The following is a 23,434-nucleotide window of genomic DNA, read 5'->3' on the forward strand; positions in this document are numbered from 1 at the left end:
AGGCATGATGGTTGTGATGACTTCCGACAGCGACACCGGCGGGGACGGCAGCGAACGGCTGCCGTCGTTGGACGACGCCGACGAGTTCACGACACTTCCAGCGGAAGGCGACGCCTCCGATCTGCCGAACGATGCCACGTCCGGCACGGACGCGGAGACGTCGCGCGGTCCTCGGCATCGCCTGCGGTTTGTGCTCGGTGCAGTTCTGGTCGGCGCCGTTGTCGCGGGAGGTGTGCTGTTCGCGACGGATGCGTTCGCTGAAGGCGGTGGGGTCGGGTCGACCGAGATCGGTGAGAGCAGCACGATTGACGACGACTTGAGCCGTTCGGAGCCCGGCGACTGCCTGCAGTGGACGGTCAATCCGCCGAGTCAGGCGAGCATCGTCGATTGTGCCGACCCGCATCGTTTCGAAGTCGCCGGGACACTCGACACGTCCGCGTTTCCCTCATCGGAGTTCGCCGCTGACGCACCGTGGCCGGGGGAGGAGCGTTTCGCGTCGATACGTGACGAGAACTGCCCCGCCGTCGTCGACCGCTACCTCGGTGGCGGTCTCGACCCCGCAGGCCGATTCTCCGTCGGACTGATGCGTCCGGGCCGCGCGCAGTGGGAGCGCGGAGCTCGGGTGTTGCGCTGCGGGATCGAGCAGGCGGGCGCCAAGGGTGTGCAGGAAGAGTTCACCGGGCGCGTCGCCGACGTCGACCAGTCGTTCGCGTGGCCGGTCGGCACGTGCATCGGCATCAACAAGGAGACGCGGGAGCCGACCGGCAAGGTGGTGAACTGCGCGGAGCCGCACGCCTTCCAGACGACAGGCGTCATCGACCTGTCCCAGCGATTCGGCGGCCGGAACTCGGGCAAGCCGTGGCCGAACACGGAGACGCAGAACGACTATCTGAAGCGGATCTGCCCGTCCCAGACGAACAAGTTCTTCGGCGGAGCCGACAAGTTCGCCGACACGACGTTGAACGTCCAATGGTCGGTCACCGCGGAAGTCGGCTGGCTGACGGGAAGTCGACGCGTGGCCTGCTACGTCGCTCTGCCCGACCGCGGCGGATTCGCGACGCTCGTCGGTGACGCACGTCAGGGCGAACTCCTGATCAACGGCCGTGTTCCGGTGCCGCCGAAGAAGGGGCCGCCCGGCCGCTCACTCGGAACTCCGGTGCCGCTTCCGCCCGGCTACAACGTCGACGACCGGGAGATCCCGGCTCCCGGGGGCTGAGCCGTGCCGGTGGTGATGTCGAACCGCGAGTTCGAGAATCTCGTCGGGGACGCCCTCGACCTATTGCCGACCGAGTTCACTGACGCGATGTCGAACATCGCGATCCTGGTGCGGCCGCACAATCCGGAGGAGCCGACGCTCCTCGGGCTGTATCACGGTGTCGCCCTCACCGAACGAACCTTCGACTACCAGGGCTTTCTTCCCGACACCATCGAGATCTACCGCGATCCGATCCTGGCGATGTGCCATTCGGCGGATGAGGTTCGGCACGAAGTGGCGGTGACCGTGCTCCACGAAGTCGGTCATCATTTCGGCATCGACGACGAATGGCTTCACGTCAACGGGTGGGGATAGGCCTGAGATCCGTCGTTTCATCGAGCTCGGGCGTCACTATGCCGTCGGAGACTGATGATCAGACCGATGTCAGGAGCATGCGGAGGTGGCACCGTTGCCTGATGACGCCGTCGAACTCCCCAACCTTCGCTTCGATTTCGAGTTGGCCAAACGCGACAACGTTCGGCGGGTCGAATCTTCCCGGGACCTTGCCGCGGCGAGGGGCTTCACCCGATAGGGGAAGCGCCGGGCTGCATCGAGGTCGAATGGGGCTGGTGCTCGATCACCTACCGCCACCCGGGAGTTCCGGATCCGTACTCGTTGGCGCAGACAGGGAGTCTCAGCTGTCGCAGCGCGTGGCACCTGAGTCGAGCCATAGACCGTGGGTCCCCGGTCCGGATTGACCAGTCAGCCCATCGGATCGACGACGGCGCCCGGAGTGGGGAGGTCGGCGGAGCCCCACCGCTGGACGACCCACAGGCCGTCCCGGTATTCGAGATCGACCGACCCGGTGTTGGGCAGGTAGTTCTCCATCGCGAACTGTGGATCGATCTGGGAGAGGTGCGCGGCGATCAGGCGAATCGCCGCGCCATGCGACACCAGGTAGACGTCGCGGTCCTCTCCGACGATGAATCGTTCGGTCAGGTCGTCGACGGTCGGAAGGTAGCGGTCGCGGAGCATCTCCAGCGACTCGCCTCCGGGCAGACGTGCGTCGATGTCGCCGTTGTGCCACCGGGTGACGACATCGTGGAACACCTCGTGCGCCTCACGGTCCGAGCGGCCTTCGAAGTCGCCGACTTGGATCTCGTGGACGCCGTCGACTGCGACGGTGTCGCCGTCCCACGCCGACGCGATCATGTCGGCCGTCTGCCGCGCACGGTTCGCCACGGAGTGGGCGAGCACTGCTCCTCTGCCGTCCGGGTTGTCGAGCCCGAAGCGGACACCCTGGCGGGCGCCGAAATCGGTGAGGGACGCGCCGGGGAGAGCCGTGTCGAGGATCTTCATCACGTTCGACGTGGTCTCGCCGTGCCGGACGAGGTGTAGTCGCGCCATGTCAGTCGGTCCCTTCCAGCAGTCGTGCGAACCAGTCGTGTGATTCGCTGTGGTCCGGCGGCACGTCGGGGATGCCCCGGTCGATGGGCCACGAACCGAGATAGACCACCCGCTCGGATCCGCGGTGCAGTGCCCTCAGAGCCTCTCCGACGGCGGCGTCGTCGATGTGACCGCAGGCGTCGAGGTAGAAGCGGTACTGGCCGGGAGCGCCGGCGCCCCGCGGGCGGGATTCGATGCGGGTCAGGTCGACGCCGCGTGTGGCGAACTCGTTCATCGCGGTCACCAGGGAGCCCGGAACGTTCGGCAGATCGAGGATCACGCTCGTGCGGTCGGTGCCCGTCGCCGGTGTCGGTCGCCCGGGCGGCCCGATCAGCAGGAATCGGGTGACGGCGTCGTCGGAGTCGGCCACGTGTTCGGCGATGGGCGTCAGATCGTGCAGTCTCGCGGCGGCGGCCGTGGTGACGGCGGCGTCGGCTCGACCGGCTGCGACGTCTGCGGCGGCGCCTGCGTTCGACGTTGCGATGACGAACTCGGCGTTGCCGAATCGTTCGCCGACACTGCGTCTCACCTGCGCGGACGCCACCGGGTAGGCGGCGATTGTGCGAACGGCGTCGTCGGAGATCGGTGTGCGTGCGGCGATGGTGAACGCGATGTCGAGTGACACTTCGGCATACGCCTGGACACGGCGCTGACCGTCGTGGGGGACGAGGGCGTCCATCGTGGCGGGGACGGCGCCTTCAAGCGAGCTCTCGATCGGCACGCAGCCGAAGTCGGCTGTGCCCGAGCGTACCGCGGCGATCACAGCGAGCGGACTGGCCAGCGGTGATTTCTCGACGGTCTCGTCGTGCGGCGCCCTGGCGAGAATCTCGTCGAGGGCCATCTCGGTGAAGGTGCCTGCGGGACCGAAGTAAGCGAAGACTGGCACGTGGTCCACAGTAACCGAGCATCACAGAGTTCGGCTCGGCCTGATCGCCACCGTTGACGGACGCCGCACGGCGCACTAAGTTAGGGTCACATTACTTAGGGTTGCCTATCAACGATTCGAGGAGTGCAGATGCCGAACGGTTCCACGCAGACCATCGCCGCGCCGTGCGACGCCGAGCAGATCCAGACGGCGTGCCGGCGTGCCACCGGAGGCACCCTCTCGGTCGACGGCTCCGACGCCGCCTGCGACTCCGTCACCATGATTCACCTGTTCGAGGGTGATGCGTTCCTCCTGCTGTCCGACGACGCGCCCGCGATCGGCGTGGCACACGGCGACGGCGAGACGTCGGCCGTGTTGGAGGTGATCGACACGGCGCCGCTACAGCTCCGCGAACGGGTCCGGTCGCTGATCTGGCTCACCGGAAAGCTCTTCGAGGTGCCCGCCGACATGCAGCGCGAACTCGCTGTCGAGATCGCCGGAGATCATCCGGACGAACGACTCCTCGACATCGGGCACGGCTACACGATGATTCGCATGGCGATCGAATCGGCCGTCATCGCCTCCACCTCGGGTGCGGGCGCGGTGCCCGTGGAGACTCTCGCCTGCGCCGAGCCGGACGTCTTCTGGGCCTTCGAGGGCGATTGGCTGGCACACCTGGAGTCCGACCACGCTGATCTCGTCCACCAGCTCGCGCGGCGCTTTCCGCCTGCGCTCCGCACCGGTCGTGTGCGGCCCCTGCGGTTGGATCGTTTCGGCATCACCTTCCGTATCGAGACCGCCGACTCCGACGACGACGTCCGCCTGCCGTTCAGTCGACCCGTCGCGCGCGTCGCCGACCTGTCGGCGGCCCTTCACGCGCTGGCCATGCACCCTTCTCTCGATCATCTGATGTGACGCGGGAACTGTGGCGACTCTTCTCGGTCTGAGAGCGGGAGAAGTCGCCGACGTTAGAGTCGTGCTGTGCGAGTGGAGGATCCGAGGCAGCGGCGGGCGATCATCGTTGAACTTGTCATCGTCGGAATCCTGACTTTCGGCTTCTCTGCTCTTTCGGCGATCCTGTCGCTGATCGAGGCCCGACTCGGCGCGGGCATCTCGGAGACGACAGTCGCGCTGAATCCTGCCGAGTCGTCGTCGGTGGTCATCGATGTGATTCGGCAGTCGATGCGCGCGGTCCGCCTGTTCGCGATCGGGGCCCTCGGCGCATATCTGCTGTGGCGGACGGGAATCCGACTCAAAGACGTCGGGCTGGGACGGCCGGCGAAGCGCGATCTGGTGCCGGGCGTCGGGCTGGCCGCTGTCATCGGAATCCCGGGGCTCGCCCTTGTCGCCGCGTCAACGGCCGTCGGCTGGAATGCGCACCTGATCCCCGCTCCGGAGGGGAGTCCGTGGTGGCGGATTCTGCTGCTCTGCGTCATCGCGGCGGGCAATGCTGTGGCCGAAGAGGTGATCGTCGTCGCCTACTTCATGACAAGGCTGCGCCAGTTGGGGGTCGGCGAGGGGGCGACACTCGTGTCGTCGGCCGTGCTGCGTGGCGGCTACCACCTCTATCAGGGCATCGGCGGCGGCGTCGGCAACGTCGTGATGGGCCTGGTGTTCGGACGCTGGTATCAGAAGACGAATCGTCTGTGGCCGCTGATCATTGCGCACACGCTCATCGATGTGCTCGCGTTCGTCGGGTACGCGCTGCTCGCCGACCACCTCGGCTGGCTCGGATTGTGACGGGAGCGAAGACGGGGGGAGCGCGGCGTGGATCAAGCTGGGGACAGGCCCCGCGATCCTCGCCGCGCTCCAACGATCCGAGCAGCTCCCTCCCAAGAGCCCCGATTCCACCCGGATCGAGCTTTGTCTGCCGCTGCTCCTCTCGGAACCTGGCGGCTTGTTGTGAGACTTCGCAGTCTCACAACCGACTGAACGAACCTATCACGCGATTATCGGTCCCGCATAGAGCTGGTGTGACATTGGGCGTTGTAAACGTGCCTACCGGGCACACATACCGCTGAATCAGTCAGGATCGACCGCAATGCGAATTAGGAGATCGGCCAGCAAATCGACGACCATCTCGCGATCTGGCTGCGGATCGGCCGTCGCCCAACGGTGGACCACCGCCGTCATCGACCCGATGAACGCCGTGGCGCTGTAGTCGATCGGCTTCGACGTCGTGCCCGGCAGCGACGCGATCATCGTGCCCATGTACCGCGCCCACTGGTCGCGACTGAGGATGCGATGCGATTCCATGGCCTCGGAGATGCCGCCGATCTCGATGAACGCGCACCGCACGATCCGCGAATCTCCGGCAACCGCGTCGAGATAGGCTCGCATCGCATTCTGGGCGACCCCGTACACGTCCGTGTGATCGCTGTCGGCGATCGCATTGGACACCCGCTCCAATGCGGTCGTCTGAATGCCCTGATAGATCTCGGTGAGCAATTCCTCGCTGCCGGAGTACTCCTCATAGAACTGGCGGCGCGACAGGCCGGCCTCGGCGCACAGCGCGGAGATCGTCACCCTCGCGAAGCCGAGCGTTCCGAAAAGTTCCAGACCTGCCGCCTTGAACCGCGCCTGCCGATCGGCACGACGATCCGCCAACGACTGCCCGCGATACGAGCGGGCAGACGGTCGGGTCGGGTCGTCGGACGTCACGGGAGTAGTTCCTATCAGGCCCGGGCGCGCTCGGACCGCAATTCGTGGCCTTTTGACGTGAGGCAGCGCCCACTCGAGAGGTCCCACTGCCATCCGTGCAGGTTGCAGGTCAGCTTCTCTCCTTCGACGACGCCGAACTTGCTCAGATCCGCCTTCAGATGCGGGCATCGTCGTTGGATGTTCCAGCCGTCGAGCTCGATGGACGCGGAATCGTCGTGAGCCTCGTTGAACCACCCGTCGGCGTACGCGATCCGCTCGTCGGTGAGGCACTTGAAGAACGTGTACAGGTACTCGTTGTAGCCGCCGATGCGCCACGTGGTGAAGCGGGTCGACAGGAAGATCGTGTTGACCCAGTCAGGTTCGTTGTCACGCAACACGGTGCGGACCAACTCGGGAGCGATGCGGAAGCCGTACCGGTACTTGCCGTCGCCGTCCTCCTTCATCCGCACGATGCGCTTCGGGAAGTCGAGCACAAACGTCTCGTCGCCCACCATCAGGCCGACCGGGTAGCCGATGCCGTCCGAGATCAGGTCGGACGCCGCCATGATCGGCTCGAACAGCGCCTTGAGCTGTGGCAGGAGCGGCTCACCGTCGGCGTCGGCCCACGTCGCCTTCTCGGCGGCGATGATCGGCGCGAACTTGGCCTTCATGGAGTCGAGATACGCCTTCTTGCCCTCGCCGAACACCTGCTCCGGCGGGTAGGGATGCGAGATCTCGAGCAGCTCGTCGGCGCGGAAGTCGGCCTTCGAGCCCGACACCATCATCAAGCCGCGGTGCTTGACGCCGTCGTCGGTCCCGTGGACCCGCATCTGCTCCAGGAAGTCGGCCTGGTCGGGGAAGATGCTGGCCTTGTCGGCGTCGCTGCCGGTGTTGAAGTCGTTGAGGACGTACAGGTCGTCGTCCAGGAACATCGGCGGACCAGCTGACGGAACCACCCAGGTCGCTCCCACCTGCTCGATGTACGACCGAGCACGATCCATGCCGCGCTGACGCTTCTGCATCGCGAAGTTCGCCTTCGACTTCCGCGGAATGTCGTAGACCATCGGGTACCAGATGGCGCCCGAGTACTGCAGCAGGTGGACGTCCACCCGCCCGAACTCCTCGCGGATCACGTCGAGATCGATCGGCCGGGCATCGTTCATGTTGAAGCAGACGGTCTCGCCGTCGTCGACGATGAGCCCGGAGTCGCCGATCGGACCGTCGGCCGGTGCGCGCAGGGCGATGATCATCACATCGAGATCGCCCTTGGGGCCGGAGACTCGATGTTTCTTCGAATCGTCGGTCTCGACGAACTTGGTGAATCCGAGGCGTTCGAGCTCGCGCTTGAGATCCGGCACGGGGTAGTCGGGGAGGAGGACGGTCGCGTCCTTGTTGACGTTCTCGAGCAGGTTCTTCTCGTCGAAGTGATCACGGTGAAGATGCGAGACGTACAGGTAGTCGCAGTCCCCGATGTCTTTCCAGTCGAGTTCGGTGTTGTCCGGGAACGGGATCCACGACGCGAAGTAGGCCGGGTTCACCCAGGGATCGCACACGATGGAGCCGGCCGCGGTCTGGATGTGGAATCCGGCGTGGCCGATGCTGGTGATCTGCACGGAGCTGGTGCCTTTCGGTCGAGACTGTCACCTGCCGGGTTGGGCGGTGATGAGCGCTGCGAGGAGTACGACGTCGGCGACTCCTCCTACGTTGAGGATATCGCCGAGTGGGCCGGTTCTGTGCGTCGCCGGTATGACCTAAGTCCCGTCAGGCGCTGATCCCGGCGGTCAGGATGGCGGCCAGCTCGCGGTATGCGTCCGCGTCGGCGAGGCCGGTCGCGTCGCGCACGGCGCCCTGCTGGATGCGGACCATCGTCGTCGCGGCCAGATCGGCGGCGAACGCCGCGTGCACATCACGGAAGCATCCCGCGGCGACGCCTGCGTCGATCAACTCCTTGACGCGGTCCGCGGCGATGCGGGTGTTCTGCTCGTACGCCTCGCGCGCGGGCGGGAACGCCGCCACATCGGCGAGCCACTGCGGAGAGGCGCCCGACAGTGCGCGCCCGACTGCGGCGAGGTACACGGTGATCTGCTCGCGCGGGCCGTCGGAGGCTTCGACGGCGGCTTCCACATCGCGCGTCGCGCGGCGGAAGAAGCCGATCGTCGTCGCCCGGACCAGGTCGTCTTTGCTGGGTGCGAGGTTGTAGAGCGTGGATTTGGAGCATTTGAGGCGAGCGGCGATCGTGTCGAGGGTGAGGTGCGTGAAGCCCTCGGTGAGAAACAGGGAGAGCAGGTCGTCGAACAGCTGAGCGTGGCGCGCGGTGGCGAACGTCGACGAGGTCATGGCACCACAGTAGTACTGGCGAAGCTCTTGTAGTACTGCCACGACGGCAGTACTCTGATCGCATCTTCAGTACTGTCCGAACTCGCGAGGAGCCCCGCCGTGCCTGCTGACCGCCTGCTGCCGACCGAAGAGGCGCGTGACCTCATCGACTTGACTCGTGACATCGCCGACAAGGTCCTGGCGCCGATCGTCGACGAGCACGAAAAAGCCGAGAAGTACCCCGACGGAGTGTTCGAGACCCTGGGCGAGGCCGGGCTGCTGAGCCTGCCGTACCCGGAGGAGTGGGGCGGCGGAGGTCAGCCGTACGAGGTGTACCTGCAGGTTCTCGAGGAGATCGCGTCCCGCTGGGCGGCCGTCGGCGTCGCGGTGAGTGTGCACAGTCTCGCGTGCCATCCGCTGTTCGCCTTCGGAACTCAGGAGCAGAAGGAGCAGTGGCTGCCAGACATGCTCGGCGGCTCGACCATCGGCGCGTACAGCCTGTCGGAGCCGCAAGCCGGATCCGATGCAGCGGCTTTGGCGTGCAAGGCGTCCAAGGTCGACGGCGGGTATTCGGTCACCGGCGAGAAGGCGTGGATCACCCACGGCGGCGTCGCCGACTTCTACAACCTCTTTGCGCGAACCGGCGAGGGATCGAAGGGCATCTCCTGCTTCCTCGTCCCCGACGGCGTGGACGGCCTCACCTTCGGTCGACCCGAGGAGAAGATGGGACTCACCGCGGTGCCCACCACCTCCGCTCGCTACGACGGCGTCCACCTGCCGGATGAGCGGCGCATCGGCACCGAGGGGCAGGGCCTGCAGATCGCGTTCAGTGCATTGGACTCCGGGCGTCTGGGCATCGCCGCGGTCGCGACCGGCATCGCACAGGCGGCGCTCGACGAAGCCGTCGCCTACGCCAAAGAACGGGAGACGTTCGGCCGCAAGATCATCGATCACCAGGGCCTGGGCTTCCTGCTCGCCGACATGGCCGCCGCGGTCGACTCGGCACGCGCCACCTACCTCGACGCCGCACGTCGCCGCGACGCCGGCCTCCCGTACTCGCGGAACGCGTCGGTCGCCAAGCTCATCGCCACCGACGCCGCGATGAAGGTCACCACCGACGCCGTCCAGGTGCTCGGCGGCAACGGGTACACCCGCGACTTCCGGCCCGAGCGGCTCATGCGCGAGGCCAAGATCACCCAGATCTTCGAGGGGACCAACCAGATCCAGCGACTCGTCATCAGCCGTTCGCTGGCGTGACCCGTTCGTCCGCGGGCAGAGCATGGCTCACCGACTAGGCTTGTCGCATGGAACCCGTGTACGCGTCTGTGATCTCCACCGCCCGCATGTTGTGGCTCGCGCAGGGCCTCAAGTTCGACATCTCGGGTGTCGAGAACGTCCCCGCCGACGGACCCGGTGTGGTGGCCTTCAACCACACCGGATACCTCGACTTCACCTTCGCGGGCATTCCCGCGTTCCTGCAGGGCCGCCGGTATGTGCGGTTCATGGCGAAGAAGGAAGTGTTCGACAACTCGGTCGGCGGCCCGATCATGCGGTCGCTCAAGCACATCCCGGTCGACCGGGCCAACGGTGCGCAGAGCTATCAGGACGCGGTCGACTACCTCAAGCGGGGTGAACTCGTCGGCGTCTACCCGGAGGCCACGATCAGCCGCAGCTTCGAGTTGAAGTCGTTCAAGAGCGGCGCCGCCCGGATGGCCCTCGAATCCGGTGCTCCGCTGGTGCCGACCATCGTGTGGGGCGCGCAGCGCATCTGGACCAAGGGCCACCCGCGGAGCATGGGCCGCAACGGTTACAAGATCATGGTCGGCGTCGCCGAGCCGATCGCGCCGGAAGGCACCCCGGAGCAGCTCACTGCACAACTGCACGAGTCGATGCGCGCCAAGCTGACCGAACTGCAGGACAACTACGGCCCGTACCCGCCCGGCGAGTTCTGGGTGCCCGCTGCTCGTGGCGGCGGTGCTCCGACGCTCGAGGAGGCGAACGCGATGGACGCCGCGGACGCGCAGGAGAAGGCCCGCAAGCGCGGGGAGTGAGATGGAGCCCGTCTACCGCACGCTCGAGCTGATCGCCGCGTCGATTCACGGCGTGCAGGGCACGCGGCGCACGTACACCGGACTGGAGAACATTCCCGCCGAGGGTGGGGCGGTGATCGCCGTCAACCACACGGGCTTCACCGATTTCATGCCGCTCGGCCTGGCACTGCGGCAGCGCCGGCGGCGGGCGCGGTTCATGGTGAAGTCCGAGCTCATGGACATCGGCATCATGCGGTTCCTGGTCAAACACTGCCGGGCGGTCCCGGTCGACCGGTCGGCCGGCGCAGACGCCTACCGGGTCGCCGTCGACGACCTGCGGTCGGGCGAGCTCGTCGGTGTGTACCCGGAGGCCACGATCAGCCGCAGTTTTGAACTCAAAGAGTTCAAGACCGGTGCGGCCCGGATGGCGCTGGAGGCAGGCGTTCCGGTGATCCCGGTGATCGTGTGGGGCGCCCACCGACAATGGACCAAGGGTGCCACTCGCCGTATGGGACGTCACCGCATTCCGATCCGCGTCGACGTGGGCGAGCCGATCCGTTTCGACGCCGACAGCGATGTGCACGACGCGACCGCCGCGATGCACGAGGTGATGGCCGAGCAACTGCACCGCGTGCAGGACGACTACCAGGACGCTCCCGCGGGCGCGGACTGGGTGCCCGCCCGTCTCGGCGGGTCGGCCCCGACTCCGGAGCAGGCGCTCGGGTTGGAAGACGCCGACGCCGCCGAGAAGGCGGCTCGCCGTGCCGCGAAGCGTGCGAAGAACCTCGAGAAGAAGCAGGGGAAGAAGTGACCTTCGGTCCACCGACCATGATCGCGTCCGATGTCGACGGGACCCTCATCGTCGGAGACGACGCGATCTCGCCGCGCACCGTCGACTCCCTGGTGCGGGCACGCGCCGCAGGTGTCGAGCTGATCCCGTCGACGGGCAGGCCGCCACGGTGGGTGCCGCCGATCACCGAGCAGCTCGCGGGCACTCCCGCCGCCGTGAGGTTCGCGGTGTGCGCCAACGGCGCCATCGTCTACGACGTGCTCGCCGACCGTATCCTGCACGCGGCCGAGCTGGACACCGACGTGCTCGAGACTCTCCGCGACATCTGCATGCAGGCCGTCCCCGGGGCGGGTCTGGCCGCCGAGCGGGCCGGGACGTCGGCGCACGACGCCGCCACGTCGTCGTTCGTCGCGACCGCAGGCTACCAACATGCGTGGCTCAATCCGGATCACGTCGAGGTCAGTGACTCCAGACTCGTCGAGGCGCCTGCGGTGAAGCTTCTGGCTCGCAAGCCCGGCATGTCGTCACGTGAGATGGCCGCGGCCGTCGCACCGCTGGTCGGGGATCTCGCCGAGGTGACCTTCTCCATTGACACCGGACTGATCGAGCTGTCGGTGCCCGGCGTCCACAAGGCGGCCGGTCTGACCTGGCTCCTCGCCAACACCGACGTCGACGGTGGGGCGTCGATCGCGTTCGGCGACATGGCCAACGACGTCGAGATGCTTCGCTGGGCGTCGCACGGCGTCGCGATGGGCAACGGCGATCCGCTCGCTCTGGCCGCCGCCGACGAGGTGACCGGTTCGGCTGCCGACGACGGGATCGCGCACGTTCTCGACCGCTGGTTCTGACGCAGCGTCCCTTTCCGTTCGCAGCGTTCCTTTTCCGTTCGCACCGTCCCTTTCCGTTCGTCGAGCGCAGTCGAGACGTGCCGGCCCGGTTCCCTCGACTGCGCTCGGGAAGCGTGTGGTCACGTGGGCGGTGATGGGTGGGTGCCGCAGCAATCGCCAAGCAACATTCGAACACTCGTCCGACAACCGTGACGCGCTTGTGACCGCGTGAGGTTGTCGTCCGGCACGGATCTTCACTACTGTCACAGGAGTCCCACTAGTCACACGGGCCCCAGGAGCGCTCCCGGGGTTCCCGCCCGAAGGGGTTCTGCAGTGCCCAACGTCCGTCCCAGTCGTACCAAGAAGCGAACGCTCACTTTTGCAGCGCTGGGGTTGGCGCCTGCGCTCCTCGCCGGCGGTCTTGTCATCGGCGGATCCGACATCCTCAACAGCGATGTCGGCCTGGCCGCAGACAGCAGCTATGTGCTCGACGGCCACGGTCACGGGCACGGACGCGGACTGGGTCAGTGGGGTGCGTACGGCTATGCCAAACAAGGCTGGTCGGCGGATCGGATCCTGCGCCACTACTACAGCAACACCACCGCGGGGAAGGTGGGCACTGCCAGTGAGGTGACGGTCTCGCTCAGCGAGAAGTCGTCTGTCAGTGTCCATGCGGCAGCGGGATCGCGAGTAGGCGGCCAGACGGTGGCTCCCGGGCAGGCTGTAAGCCTGTCCGGGGGCAACGCCACCATCACCCAGGGGTGCGGAGGCGCCGTCGTGAAGACGGTCCCCGCCACACAGGTCGACCCGATCAACACCGCGCCGAACCGGCCGGCAAACGAATTCCTCACCTTCTGCTCGAGCGGTGACAAGTACCGCGGGTCCATCGGCACCGCGGGCGGCAAGGTGATCAACAAACTCCACGTCGACGACTACGTGAAGGGTGTGATCCCGAAGGAGTCGGTCCCGTCGTGGGCCGACACCGGCGGTTTCGAAGCGCTCAAGGCGCAGGCCGTAGCGGCTCGTTCCTACGTCCTGTCCGGTCTGCAGTCGGGCCGAGCCATGGACAACACGCAGTCGTCGCAGATGTACCACGGTGCATCCGGCGAGGATCCGCGCACCTCGCGCGCCGCCGATGCGACTGCGGGACAGATCCGGCTCCTCGCAGGCAAGCCCGCACTCACCGAGTTCTCCGCGTCCACCGGCGGCTACACCGCGGGAGGACTGTTTCCCGCAGTCGAAGACAAGGGTGACGCCCTGTCGCCCACCCACAACTGGAAGGCAGAGGTCAGCGCGGGCAGCATCGCGTCGGCGTTCGGCGTCGGTTCGCTCAAGAGCTTCGAAGTGATCGAGGCCAACGGTCTCGGCGCGGGAAGCGGTCGAGTGGTCAAGGTGCGTGTGGTCGGCACCGCCCGCACCGTCGAAGCCAGCGGCAACGACGCTCGCGTGAAGCTGCAGCTCAAGTCCGACTGGTTCTCGATCCAAGGGCAGAAGTCGATGCCCAAGATCGTGAAGCCGGTGGTGGCTCCGCCTGCCGCGGGCGGTGGCCTCCTCGACCTCGGGCCGATCGGTGACGTCCTCAATCAGGTGATCCCCGGTCTGTCGGCGCTCGGTTCACCCGACCTGGAGTCGATCACCGCGCAGTTGCGGCCGATCATCGAGCAGATCATCGCTCAGGGCACGGCTGCGCTCGGCCTCAAGGCAGACTCGCTTAAGGGCCTGGTGAGCGAGGAGCAGAGTGACAACTCGCAGGGTTCCACCGGCACCGTCAGTGCACCGCAGCTCATCACCGACGGTCGCGGCATGCACGGCCTGGTGCAGGTGCTGCAGAACGGCGTCCTGTACTTCAGTCCGCTGACCGGTGCTCACGCGCTCTTCGGCGACGCTCTGACCGAGTTCCTGAACGCGGGCGGCCTCGCGAAGTTGGGCTTCCCGACCGTCGACGGCCTGCGCTAGCCCTCCAGTCCCGTCGTGCGCCCCTCGACTGCGCTCGGGAACCCGGGTGGGTGCGTCGCGTCGGAACTTCGATGCCGGTTCGCCTGGCGTCGGAACTTCGACGCCGGTTCGCCTGGCGTCGGGACCTTTCCGGTTCGTCGAGCGCAGTCGAGACGCGCTGTGTGGTGACGGTCGAGCGGCGGGTGGCGCTCGGGGAGCCGGTCGTTGGGCGGGTGGTCGCGTTGCGTTGGTCGCAGACCAAGCTCACAGCGTGACATGCGCTATCGTGTGCCGACGCTGGGCGAATACTCAGCTTCTGTCGGATAGGCTGAACAGCCGTGACGGACAACAATTACGATCTGATCGTCGTCGGCTCCGGGTTCTACGGCCTGACCGTGGCAGAGCGAGCAGCGACCCAGCTCGGCAAGCGGGTGCTCGTCCTCGACCGACGTGACCACATTGGCGGCAACGCGTACTCCGAGGCCGAGCCCGAGACCGGCATCGAGATCCACAAGTACGGGGCGCACCTCTTCCACACCTCCAATCAGAAGGTGTGGGACTACGTCACGCAGTTCACCGAGTTCACCGGCTACCAGCACCGTGTGTTCGGCCTGTTCCAGGGCCAGGCGTACCCGCTGCCGATGGGCCTCGGGCTGGTCAACCAGTTCTTCGGGAAGTCGCACACACCCGACGAGGCGCGTGCGCTCATCGCCGAGCAGTCCGCCGAATTCGACTCGAAGGACGCCGCGAACTTCGAGGAGAAGGCGATCAGCCTGATCGGGCGCCCGCTCTACGAGGCGTTCATCAAGGCCTACACCGCCAAGCAGTGGCAGACCGACCCGAAGAACCTCCCGGCGGGCAACATCACTCGCCTCCCGGTTCGCTACAACTTCGACAACCGGTACTTCAGCGACACCTACGAGGGACTGCCCGTCGAGGGGTACACCGCGTGGCTGGAGAACATGGCGGCCGACGAGCGGATCGAGGTCCGGCTCTCCACCGACTGGTTCGACGTCCGCGACGAACTCCGCGCGGCCAATCCAGACGCTCCCGTCGTCTACACAGGTCCGCTGGACCGTTACTTCGACTACCAGGCGGGCGAACTCGGCTGGCGCACCCTCGACTTCGAGACCGAAGTGCTGCCGACGGGCGACTTCCAGGGCACGCCGGTGATGAACTACAACGACGCCGACGTCCCGTTCACGCGCATCCACGAGTTCCGCCACTTCCATCCCGAGCGCACGAACTATCCGACCGACAAGACGGTCATCATGCGCGAGTTCAGCCGTTTCGCCGACCAGGGTGACGAGCCGTACTACCCGATCAACACCCCGGACGATCGCGAGCGTCTCGCGGCCTACCGCGACCTCGCGAAGGCCGAGACCGCGAGCGCGAAGGTGCTCTTCGGCGGACGGCTGGGCACCTACCAGTACCTCGACATGCACATGGCGATCGCCAGTGCCCTGACCATGTTCGACAACACGCTGGCACCGCATCTGCGCGACGGTGCGCCGCTGGCGTCGGAAGCGGAGTAAATGAGCACCACCACCACAGCCGTCAGCCTCCTGCAGCGCGTCATCTTCCCGCGCCAGGGAGAGCCCCTGGACGTGCGGTCCCTCTATCTTGAGGAGGCGTCCACCAACAGCGGACGCGCCCACGCGTCGAGCCGTACGAGCGTCAGTCTCGGGTCCGACTCGGAAGCCAGCTTCGCGACGTACTTCAACGCGTTCCCGGCGTCGTACTGGCGACGCTGGAGCACGCTGACGTCCGTGGTCCTGCGTGTCGAGATCCGCGGCGACGCCCGCGTCGATCTCTACCGTTCCAAGATCGACGGTTCGCGCATCGGCATCGGCGGCGACCTCGTCGAGATCGACCCGGAGACCGGTACCGGCGTCATCGAGCTGGAGACCGATCTCGGTCCGTTCGAGGACGGCGGGTGGATCTGGTTCGACGTCACCACCGACTCGGCCACCGAGATCCTGTCCGCCGGTTGGTACGCCACCGTCGAACCCGAACACGGCTCCGACAACGTGACCGTCGGAATCCCGACGTTCAACCGGCCGACCGACGCCGTCGCGGCGTTGGCCGCGCTGACGTCCGATCCGCTGGTCAACGAGGTGATCGACGCAGTCCTGATGCCCGACCAGGGCACCCGCAAGGTGAAGGACGAACCCGGCTACACCGAGGCCGCTGCCGCGCTCGGCGACCGTCTGCACATCTTCGACCAGGGCAATCTCGGTGGATCCGGCGGCTACTCGCGCATCCTGTACGAGGCGCTTCGTCTCACCGACAGCCCGTACATCCTGTACATGGACGACGACATCATGATCGAGCCGGACTCGATCCTGCGTGCGCTCGCGCTGTCGCGTTTCGCCAAAGCGCCGATGCTCGTCGGCGGTCAGATGCTCAACCTCCAGGAACGCAGTCATCTGCACTGCATGGGCGAAGTGATCGACCACCACAAATTCATGTGGACGGCCGCACCGTTCGTGGAGTACGACCACGACTTCTCGAAGTACCCGCTCACCGACCGAGACAACTCGAAGAACCTGCACCGGCGCATCGACGTCGAAGGCAACGGCTGGTGGATGTGCATGTATCCCCGCGAGGTCGCCGAGACCATCGGACTGCCCCTACCGCTGTTCATCAAGTGGGACGACTGGGAGTTCGCGCTTCGTGCCGCTCGCGCCGGCTACCCGACCGCGACGGTCCCCGGCATCGCGATCTGGCACATGGCGTGGAGCGACAAGGACGACGCCATCGACTGGCAGGCGTACTTCCATCTCCGCAACCGGCTCGTGGTCGCCTCGATGTACAAGGACGGTTCGATCGACGGCATCCTGACGTCGATGGCCAAGGCCACCGCCAAGCATCTGATGTGCCTGGAGTACTCGACGGTCGCGATCCAGAACGAGGCGATCCGCGACTTTCTCGCAGGTCCCGACCATATTCGCTCCATCCTGCCGACGGCGCTCGGCAAGGTGGCGGGGATCCGCAAGCAGTACCCGGACGCCGTCGTCCTGCCGTCCGCGCAGGATCTGCCGCGCACCAGCGGTGAAGCCACCGCACTCGGTGTCAACGGTCCCCAGGGCGCGGTCGCCAAGGTGCGGACCCTCGCCAAGGTGCTGCTGAACAACGCCCGGCCTGCCGATCCGCGTCATCACGAGACTCCGCAGGCCAACTACCCGCCGATCGAGGCGCGCTGGTTCTCCCTCGGCCGGGTGGACGGTGTCACCGTGACCACCGCCGACGGCCGCGGCGTGGTCTACCGGAAGCGTGATCGCGACACGATGGTCGAGCTCGGTCGCGAATCGGCCGCGCTGGTCCGTGAACTGCGGGAACGCTTCGACGAGATGCGCGTGGAGTACCGCGCCGCACACGACGACCTGGTGAGCAAGGAGAGTTGGGCACGTGTCTTCGGAATCGACTGATGTGATCGGCCCGGCGTCGGGCGAGGCCGCGGCGCTCGTCGCGATCCAGGGCGCCATCGGCGGTCGGCCGGGTGTCCTGCCCGCCGCTCGTGGACTCTCCCACTTCGGCGAGCACTCCCTCGGCTGGTTCGCGCTCGCCGGTGCGGGTGCGCTCGCCGCACACCGCCGCGGTGATCTGGTGGCGCGTCGCCGCTACATCGAGGCCGGGGTCGGGGCGTTCACCGCGCACGCCGCGTCGGTCGTCATCAAGCGCGTGGTCCGCCGCAAGCGTCCGAATCACCCCGACATCAATGTCGGAGTCGGCACGCCGAGCAAGCTGAGCTTCCCGTCCAGCCATGCGACGTCCACCACGGCTGCGGCCATCCTGCTCGGACGAGCCGCAGGCCTGCCGCCCGCGGTGCTGCCGGCACTCGTGGTCCCGCCGATGCTCGTTTCACGTTTGGTGCTCGGCGTCCACTACCCTTCCGATGTGACTGCCGGAGCACTCGTCGGAGCGCTGACCGCAGGCGCGGTCATTGCCGCAGACACGAGAATCGAGGAGCAGTAGATGAGCGAGGAGCCGATCGAGACCGGTGTGGCCGGTCCGCCGAAGAACCTGGCCTCCGGGCTGATCAAGGCGTTGCGTCCCCGCCAGTGGGTCAAGAACGTCCTGGTGTTGGCCGCGCCGATGGCAGCGGGCACCGACACTCTCACCGACGGTGGCCGCATGGCGTCCGTCGGCATCGCCTTCATCGCGTTCTGCATGGTCGCGTCGTCGATCTACCTGATCAACGACGCACTGGACGTCGAAGCCGACCGCCAGCACCCGACCAAGCGTTTCCGTCCGATCGCCGCGGGTGTGGTCCCGCGCAACCTGGCGTTCGTGCTGGCGGCGGTCCTCGCGGCCGGGTCGATCGGCATCTCGTTCGTCGCCAACTGGCAGACGGCCGTCACCATCGCCGTCTACCTGGTGATCCAGCTCGGGTACTGCTTCGGACTCAAGCACCAGGCCGTCATCGACATCTGCATCGTGTCGTCCGGCTTCCTGCTGCGCGCGATCGCCGGTGGCGTCGCCGCCGAGATCGCCCTGTCCAAGTGGTTCCTGCTGGTCATGGCCTTCGGCTCGCTGTTCATGGCGGCAGGCAAGCGGTACGCCGAACTGCAGCTCGCTGAGCGCACGGGCGCCAAGATCCGCAAGTCGCTCGAGTACTACACCACGACGTACCTGCGTTTCGTCTGGACGCTGTCGGCCACCGCCGTCGTCCTCTGCTACGGACTGTGGGCGTTCGACGGCACGCAGGGTGACAACGTCTTCTACGCGATCTCGATGGTGCCGTTCACCATCGCGATCCTTCGATACGCCGTCGACGTCGACGGCGGTCAGGCGGGCGAGCCGGAGGAGGTCGCTCTCGGCGACCGCGTGTTGCAGGCGCTGGCCGTCGCGTGGGTCGTGCTCGTAGGTGTGGCCGTTTATGCCCCGTTCTGACACGGCCTCCGAGCAGGCCGCACCTTCTTCACGCGCACGTCTGATCGCGCCGATCGCGAGTTTCTCGATCGGCGCGATCGTCGTGACCACACTCTTCGCGATCGGAGCCTGGCAGCGCCGGTGGATCGCCGATGACGGTTTGATCGTTCTGCGAACCATCCGGAACCTGCTGGCGGGCAACGGTCCCGTGTTCAATGCGGGGGAGCGGGTGGAAGCCAACACGTCCACCCTGTGGACGTACGTCATGTGGTTCTTCTCCTGGATCACCGGCGCAGAGCACACCGAATACGTCGCCCTGTGGGTGGCGCTGATCCTGTCGGTCACGGCGATTCCGCTGGCGATGTACGGAACTGCGCGACTCTACGGGCGTCGAGTGACCGGACCGGGCGTCGGACTCCTCCTCCCGCTCGGCGCCGTCGTCTACATCACGATCCCGCCTGCGCGTGACTTCGCGACCTCGGGCCTGGAGAACGGTCTGACGATCTTCTGGGTCGCCGCTCTGTGGTGCCAGCTCCTCGCCTGGGCTCGTCGACGGGATGCCGAACCGACGCGCCGCACCCGCGCTGCGTTCCTGGCGCTCGCGTTCACCGCAGGCCTTGCACCGCTGGTCCGCCCGGAAGGCGCGGTCGTCGGCGTGCTCGTCCTGCTCGTGCTGTTCTGCTCGCCGATCGGCTGGAAGATGCGCGTGGCGATGACGGCTGTCGCGGGCGCTCTGCCCGTCGGCTATCAGATCTTCCGGATGGGCTACTACGCCGTCCTCGTGCCGAACCCGGCGATCGCGAAGGACGCCAGTGGCGCCAAGTGGTCGCAGGGCTTCACCTACCTCGGCAATCTCTTCTCCCCGTACACGCTGATCCTCCCGGTGATTCTCGCCGTGGTCGTCGGCATCCTGCTGGCCGTTCTGGCTCGCGCCGACCGCGAGTCCATCAGCTCGCCGGGCGAAGCCGAGGCCCTGTCGTCTCTCGACGCCGAGTCATCTCTCGACACCGAGACGCCGGACATCCTGGACGCCCACGAGCCTGCCACCACGCGCGAGCGGGTGGCTTCGTTCTGGGCCTCGTTCTCGGCAGGTATGCAGTCGCAGCGAACGGTAGTCATCACGATGCTGCTCGCCGGTGCGATTCTCAGCGTGTACTGGCTGCGCCAGGGCGGCGACTTCATGCACGGCCGCGTCCTGCTGACGCCGATGTTCATCCTGCTGCTCCCGGTGATGGTGGTGCCTGCGGTGCTGCCGGCCACGGTCCGGACTCGCAGTGGACAACTGCGTCTCGCCGCGGCGATCGGCATCGTCGTGTCGTGGGGCGTCACCGTGTGGTGGGGTGTCTCGGCCCATGAGAAGGTCCTGTCGAACGCTCCGATGGACATCGGGCGCGACGGCATCGTCGACGAACGTCGCTTCTACGTCACCAACATGGGGAATGAGAACCCGGTGACGGCGGAGGACTACCTCGACTACCCGCGCATGCGGGCGATGGTCGACCGGATCAACGAACTGCACGCCACCGGCGGCATCATCCTGCCCTCGGCCAACTACGACCAGTGGTACGTCGCGAAACTCCCGGACAAGATGCCCGAGGGCAAGCCGCGTGAGGTGACGGTGTACTTCCTGAACCTCGGAATGACGAGCATGAACGCGCCGCTCGACGTCCGGGTGATCGACCAGATGGGGTTGGCTTACCCGTTGGCCGCGCACACTGCTCGCCTGCCGGACGGCCGAATCGGGCACGACAAGAACTTGCCGAGTTCGTGGGTCGTCGCGGAGAGCGGCGGAGTGAGTTCGGGGACGGGTCTGCCCGCGTTCATCCCGAAGCGGGAAGTGATGCTGGCGAAGCTGGCGCTCACCTGTCCGGACACCGTCGACAGGTTCGCGTCGTACAAGGACACCTGGAGTTTTGCGCGTTTCCGGCACAATCTGCGGCAGGCGGCGGGCTTCAACAGCTATCGGATCTCTCGTGTGCCGGAGTACGAGATCGCTCGATGCGGTCTGACGCTGCCCGACGCCGGGAATGAGAAGTAGCAAAGTGTTACATGAGCGCCAGATAAGTGACACATGGAACAGCAGCTTGCTGACGCTGATCTCGGAACGGTAACGTCAGCTCTCGATCAGTCGATAGAACTCAGTAGGAACCACCGCTTCGGTGAGGGTTACGAACGAGTAGGCCCGCCTGACCTGCGAATGTGAGACAGCTCACATGATGTGTGGGGAGGTGTGTCGCTCTCGATAGACTCCCGTCTATCCGATGCGGATGTGGCGTGTGTGAATCGTGAGTCGACTCGGGTCGACAGCGGCGCGCAGATGGAGATTCCATCGAAGCGCCGGAACAACGTTAGGGAGATTTCAAGTCAATGCGTGAAGCGAAGAGCACGCGGCGCTACGGTCGCAAGGTGACCGCAGTCGTCCTCGCGGTCGTCACCGCAATGGGCCTGATGGGTACCTCGATCGGTTCGGGTAAGGCCGACGCGGCCCCGGGCTTCCAGGAGTTCTGGATCGACGCCTGCGGCATGCCCACCAACGGCGCCTTCGGCAACAAGTCGATGGCTCCCGGCAAGGTGAAGGTCCGCGCCTGGAAGAAGGCCGGCAATCAGCGCACTGTGATCCTGCTGGACGGCATGCGTGCGCAGTACGACCGCAGCGGCTGGGAGATCAACACCAACGTTCAGAACTTCGTGAACCGCGGCGTCAACGTCGTTGAGCCGGTCGGCGGTGCGAACAGCTTCTACACGAACTGGGACGCTCCCTCGAACTTCAACGGTCAGAAGAAGCGCTACATGTGGGGCTGTGTCATCGACAACCGCCTCGTCCCGGCACTGCGTTCGCGCGGCTTCAAGGGCAAGGGCGGCAAGTACGCCATCATGGGCCTGTCGATGGGTGGCGGCGCCGCTCTGACGCACGCCGCGCAGCGTCGTGACCTCTACTACGCAGCCGCATCGCTCTCGGGCTACAACTGGCTGACCGCGCCCGGTATGCGCACCGCACTCCGTATGGCGATGCTCGACGTCGCACCGGCGCCGTGGAACGTCGACGCCATGTGGGGCCCGCCGTGGAGCCCGCGTTGGGCCCAGAACGACCCGACCATGCTCATCAACCGCATGCGTGGCCTGAAGGTCTTCGTCGGCTCGGGCAACGGCCTCTTCGGTCGCTACAACTACCCGCAGAACGTCATCGACGACTTCATCAAGGGCACCCCGCTGGAGCTCCTCGCGTTCACCCAGGCCAAGGCCTTCGAGGTCAGCGCGCTGGTCCAGGGCGTCCCGACCATGACCTACTACGCCAACGGCACCCACGCGTGGGGCTACTGGAAGGACATGGCGTGGAACGCGCTGAACCGCGGATTCTTCCGCTAGTCGCCTAGACACGCTCGTCGAGAATGCCCCCGCACATCAAGTGCGGGGGCATTCTTGTATCCGCTCCCTCCGGCCGCATCCGCTCCCTCCGCGGAGGGAGCGGATGTCGTGGGAGGGAGCGAATGTGTCAGTACCGGATACCGAGCCGGTCGTAGCGGCGCTTCAACTTGGCGACCATCGTCGCCTCGCGGAGGTCTCGCCACACCCAGCGCCCCACGTCCAGGCCGAGGTCTCGAAGTTCGTCCTCGCGGATCTTCTCGCGGATGACGACGTCCTCCGGTGATTCGCCTGCGCGCATCGATCGGCGGTACTTGACGAGGCCGTCGAACTCTCCGACGAAGACGTCGTCGACGCCGAAGTCGCATCGCGCTGTCCGGCCGGACGCGAGGATGTACTCCACCTGAAGATCGGGGACGGGGAGCTCGGCTTCGATCATCTGCGCACGACTCCAGGACTCTCCGGGCGACTCGGCCCGGCCATCGGCGAACAAGAGCGCCCGGCGGGCGAGGCCGACGCCTCGACGTGAGGTTGCCAGCCTCCGGCGGAGATCCTCGCGATCGACTCCGACCGCGAGCGCTGCGTCGAAGGCGGTCAGCGCTTGCGGGAATGTGGCGGTCGCGAGGGCGACGTCGACGGCGGTCCGGGCCGGCCCAGTCACGAGTACCCCGTCGACGTCGACGAGGTCGTCGTCCGGGAGCAGCCCGGCGTGGACCATCCGTTGCGGGCGTCGCGAGCCTCCGCTCCCCCTGCCGTTCGTCACGTGAACGTTCTTCTGATCGGGGTAGAGGAGCTTGAGTCCGAGGACCGCGGCGGCGGAGTCGTGGCTGAGAACGGGTCGCCCGGACCCGAGGGCCGACGCGATGCTCCGGTATCGGTATAGCTCGTCGCGCGGCGCGTCGACGTCGGCGATCGCTTCACGCGGGAGGTAGCGCCCGCGAGCCAAGAGAATCAACGCACCCGATCGCACTGCATCGTCGACGCGTCGCGGCGAGATTCCTCGCGCCAGTGCGGCGTCTCGTTGAACTATCCCGTGTTGATCCGTCGGCCACATGCGACGAAGTAGACACCGGAGTCGCAGAAAGCGCACCCGCGTTGTCCACAGCCCTGTCATCCGCTCCCTCCCACGACATCCGCTCCCTCCGCGGAGGG

General features: G+C 66.5%; 21 protein-coding genes. 15 read left to right on the top strand and 6 right to left on the bottom strand.

Features of this window, described 5'->3' with window-relative positions; translation table 11 throughout:
• Positions 1–16 precede the first annotated feature (16 nt).
• Both GM1_RS06930 and GM1_RS06935 read left to right on the top strand, forming a co-directional pair.
• A complete protein-coding gene (locus tag GM1_RS06930) occupies positions 17–1,216 on the top strand; it encodes a septum formation family protein (RefSeq protein WP_008377576.1) in 1,200 nt (399 codons plus the stop codon).
• A 3-nt stretch (positions 1,217–1,219) separates the two neighbouring features.
• A complete protein-coding gene (locus tag GM1_RS06935) occupies positions 1,220–1,570 on the top strand; it encodes a metallopeptidase family protein (protein ID WP_008377577.1) in 351 nt (116 codons plus the stop codon).
• 387 nt (positions 1,571–1,957) lie between these two features.
• Here GM1_RS06935 and GM1_RS06940 read toward each other — a convergent pair whose 3' ends face one another.
• Entirely contained in the window at positions 1,958–2,602 is a 645-nt protein-coding gene (locus GM1_RS06940) for a histidine phosphatase family protein (RefSeq protein WP_008377578.1), read from the bottom strand.
• A gap of 1 nt (position 2,603) precedes the next feature.
• Positions 2,604–3,527, bottom strand: a complete 924-nt coding sequence (gene pheA / locus GM1_RS06945; protein WP_040519679.1) for a prephenate dehydratase — start codon at positions 3,525–3,527, stop codon at positions 2,604–2,606.
• A 129-nt stretch (positions 3,528–3,656) separates the two neighbouring features.
• On the opposite strand from pheA, the gene GM1_RS06950 reads away from it, so the two are divergent.
• Both GM1_RS06950 and GM1_RS06955 read left to right on the top strand, forming a co-directional pair.
• Positions 3,657–4,421 (top strand): DUF2470 domain-containing protein, encoded by a 765-nt coding sequence (locus GM1_RS06950; RefSeq protein ID WP_008377580.1) that lies wholly within the window; start codon positions 3,657–3,659, stop codon positions 4,419–4,421.
• Positions 4,422–4,487: 66 nt separating this feature from the next.
• The gene (locus tag GM1_RS06955) at positions 4,488–5,246 is read left to right on the top strand and encodes a CPBP family intramembrane glutamic endopeptidase (protein WP_008377581.1); all 759 of its coding nucleotides are present in this window, start codon (positions 4,488–4,490) and stop codon (positions 5,244–5,246) included.
• 282 nt (positions 5,247–5,528) lie between these two features.
• Here GM1_RS06955 and GM1_RS06960 read toward each other — a convergent pair whose 3' ends face one another.
• The 3 genes from GM1_RS06960 to GM1_RS06970 form a co-directional block, all read right to left on the bottom strand.
• The gene (locus GM1_RS06960) at positions 5,529–6,167 is read right to left on the bottom strand and encodes a TetR/AcrR family transcriptional regulator (protein WP_008377582.1); all 639 of its coding nucleotides are present in this window, start codon (positions 6,165–6,167) and stop codon (positions 5,529–5,531) included.
• Positions 6,168–6,181: 14 nt separating this feature from the next.
• Positions 6,182–7,759 carry an MBL fold metallo-hydrolase gene (locus tag GM1_RS06965; protein ID WP_008377583.1) on the bottom strand — a complete coding sequence of 526 codons (1,578 nt, stop codon included), beginning with the start codon at positions 7,757–7,759 and terminating at the stop codon, positions 6,182–6,184.
• 148 nt (positions 7,760–7,907) lie between these two features.
• Positions 7,908–8,483: a TetR/AcrR family transcriptional regulator gene (locus tag GM1_RS06970; protein ID WP_008377584.1), complete on the bottom strand. Its 576-nt coding sequence runs from the start codon at positions 8,481–8,483 to the stop codon at positions 7,908–7,910.
• Positions 8,484–8,582: 99 nt separating this feature from the next.
• Between GM1_RS06970 and GM1_RS06975 the strand changes: the two genes are divergently transcribed.
• The 11 genes from GM1_RS06975 to GM1_RS07030 all read left to right on the top strand — a co-directional run bounded on the left by GM1_RS06975 (position 8,583) and on the right by GM1_RS07030 (position 22,285).
• On the top strand, positions 8,583–9,719 hold the full coding sequence (locus tag GM1_RS06975; RefSeq protein WP_008377585.1) for an acyl-CoA dehydrogenase family protein: 1,137 nt from the start codon (positions 8,583–8,585) through the stop codon (positions 9,717–9,719).
• A 47-nt stretch (positions 9,720–9,766) separates the two neighbouring features.
• Positions 9,767–10,513, top strand: a complete 747-nt coding sequence (locus tag GM1_RS06980) for a lysophospholipid acyltransferase family protein (RefSeq protein ID WP_008377586.1) — start codon at positions 9,767–9,769, stop codon at positions 10,511–10,513.
• A gap of 1 nt (position 10,514) precedes the next feature.
• Positions 10,515–11,303: a lysophospholipid acyltransferase family protein gene (locus GM1_RS06985; RefSeq protein ID WP_008377587.1), complete on the top strand. Its 789-nt coding sequence runs from the start codon at positions 10,515–10,517 to the stop codon at positions 11,301–11,303.
• Positions 11,300–12,130, top strand: a complete 831-nt coding sequence (locus tag GM1_RS06990) for an HAD family hydrolase (protein ID WP_008377588.1) — start codon at positions 11,300–11,302, stop codon at positions 12,128–12,130. Before GM1_RS06985 ends, GM1_RS06990 begins: the two co-directional genes overlap by 4 nt.
• Before the next feature lie 312 nt (positions 12,131–12,442).
• Complete coding sequence (locus GM1_RS06995; RefSeq protein WP_008377589.1) at positions 12,443–14,065, top strand: SpoIID/LytB domain-containing protein; 1,623 nt, start codon at positions 12,443–12,445, stop codon at positions 14,063–14,065.
• A 317-nt stretch (positions 14,066–14,382) separates the two neighbouring features.
• Positions 14,383–15,579 carry a UDP-galactopyranose mutase gene (gene glf / locus GM1_RS07005; protein ID WP_008377590.1) on the top strand — a complete coding sequence of 399 codons (1,197 nt, stop codon included), beginning with the start codon at positions 14,383–14,385 and terminating at the stop codon, positions 15,577–15,579.
• Complete coding sequence (locus GM1_RS07010) at positions 15,580–17,475, top strand: glycosyltransferase (RefSeq protein WP_008377591.1); 1,896 nt, start codon at positions 15,580–15,582, stop codon at positions 17,473–17,475. It begins immediately after the preceding gene.
• Positions 17,456–18,022 (top strand): phosphatase PAP2 family protein, encoded by a 567-nt coding sequence (locus GM1_RS07015; protein ID WP_008377592.1) that lies wholly within the window; start codon positions 17,456–17,458, stop codon positions 18,020–18,022. Before GM1_RS07010 ends, GM1_RS07015 begins: the two co-directional genes overlap by 20 nt.
• Positions 18,023–18,940, top strand: a complete 918-nt coding sequence (locus GM1_RS07020) for a decaprenyl-phosphate phosphoribosyltransferase (protein WP_008377593.1) — start codon at positions 18,023–18,025, stop codon at positions 18,938–18,940. It begins immediately after the preceding gene.
• The gene (locus GM1_RS07025; RefSeq protein WP_008377594.1) at positions 18,927–20,957 is read left to right on the top strand and encodes an arabinofuranosyltransferase AftB family protein; all 2,031 of its coding nucleotides are present in this window, start codon (positions 18,927–18,929) and stop codon (positions 20,955–20,957) included. The genes GM1_RS07020 and GM1_RS07025 overlap by 14 nt, the downstream gene beginning before the upstream one ends.
• A 329-nt stretch (positions 20,958–21,286) precedes the next feature.
• Positions 21,287–22,285 (top strand): alpha/beta hydrolase, encoded by a 999-nt coding sequence (locus GM1_RS07030; RefSeq protein ID WP_008377595.1) that lies wholly within the window; start codon positions 21,287–21,289, stop codon positions 22,283–22,285.
• Between the two features lie 127 nt (positions 22,286–22,412).
• On the opposite strand, the gene GM1_RS07035 is transcribed toward GM1_RS07030, so the two are convergent.
• On the bottom strand, positions 22,413–23,336 hold the full coding sequence (locus GM1_RS07035; protein ID WP_008377596.1) for a type IV toxin-antitoxin system AbiEi family antitoxin domain-containing protein: 924 nt from the start codon (positions 23,334–23,336) through the stop codon (positions 22,413–22,415).
• Between the last annotated feature and the right edge of the window lie 98 nt (positions 23,337–23,434).

The sequence above is a fragment of the Gordonia malaquae NBRC 108250 genome (genome assembly GCF_000344135.1).
Lineage (GTDB): Bacteria > Actinomycetota > Actinomycetes > Mycobacteriales > Mycobacteriaceae > Gordonia > Gordonia malaquae.

Coding starts and splice junctions, on each gene's coding strand:
- GM1_RS06930 (WP_008377576.1), top strand. CDS start 17: ATGACTTCCGACAGCGACACCGGCGGGGACGGCAGCGAACGGCTGCCG.
- GM1_RS06940 (WP_008377578.1), bottom strand. CDS start 2,602: ATGGCGCGACTACACCTCGTCCGGCACGGCGAGACCACGTCGAACGTG.
- GM1_RS06950 (WP_008377580.1), top strand. CDS start 3,657: ATGCCGAACGGTTCCACGCAGACCATCGCCGCGCCGTGCGACGCCGAG.
- GM1_RS06970 (WP_008377584.1), bottom strand. CDS start 8,483: ATGACCTCGTCGACGTTCGCCACCGCGCGCCACGCTCAGCTGTTCGAC.
- GM1_RS06980 (WP_008377586.1), top strand. CDS start 9,767: ATGGAACCCGTGTACGCGTCTGTGATCTCCACCGCCCGCATGTTGTGG.
- GM1_RS06985 (WP_008377587.1), top strand. CDS start 10,515: ATGGAGCCCGTCTACCGCACGCTCGAGCTGATCGCCGCGTCGATTCAC.
- GM1_RS07010 (WP_008377591.1), top strand. CDS start 15,580: ATGAGCACCACCACCACAGCCGTCAGCCTCCTGCAGCGCGTCATCTTC.
- GM1_RS07020 (WP_008377593.1), top strand. CDS start 18,023: ATGAGCGAGGAGCCGATCGAGACCGGTGTGGCCGGTCCGCCGAAGAAC.
- GM1_RS07025 (WP_008377594.1), top strand. CDS start 18,927: ATGCCCCGTTCTGACACGGCCTCCGAGCAGGCCGCACCTTCTTCACGC.
- GM1_RS07030 (WP_008377595.1), top strand. CDS start 21,287: ATGCGTGAAGCGAAGAGCACGCGGCGCTACGGTCGCAAGGTGACCGCA.
- GM1_RS07035 (WP_008377596.1), bottom strand. CDS start 23,336: ATGTGGCCGACGGATCAACACGGGATAGTTCAACGAGACGCCGCACTG.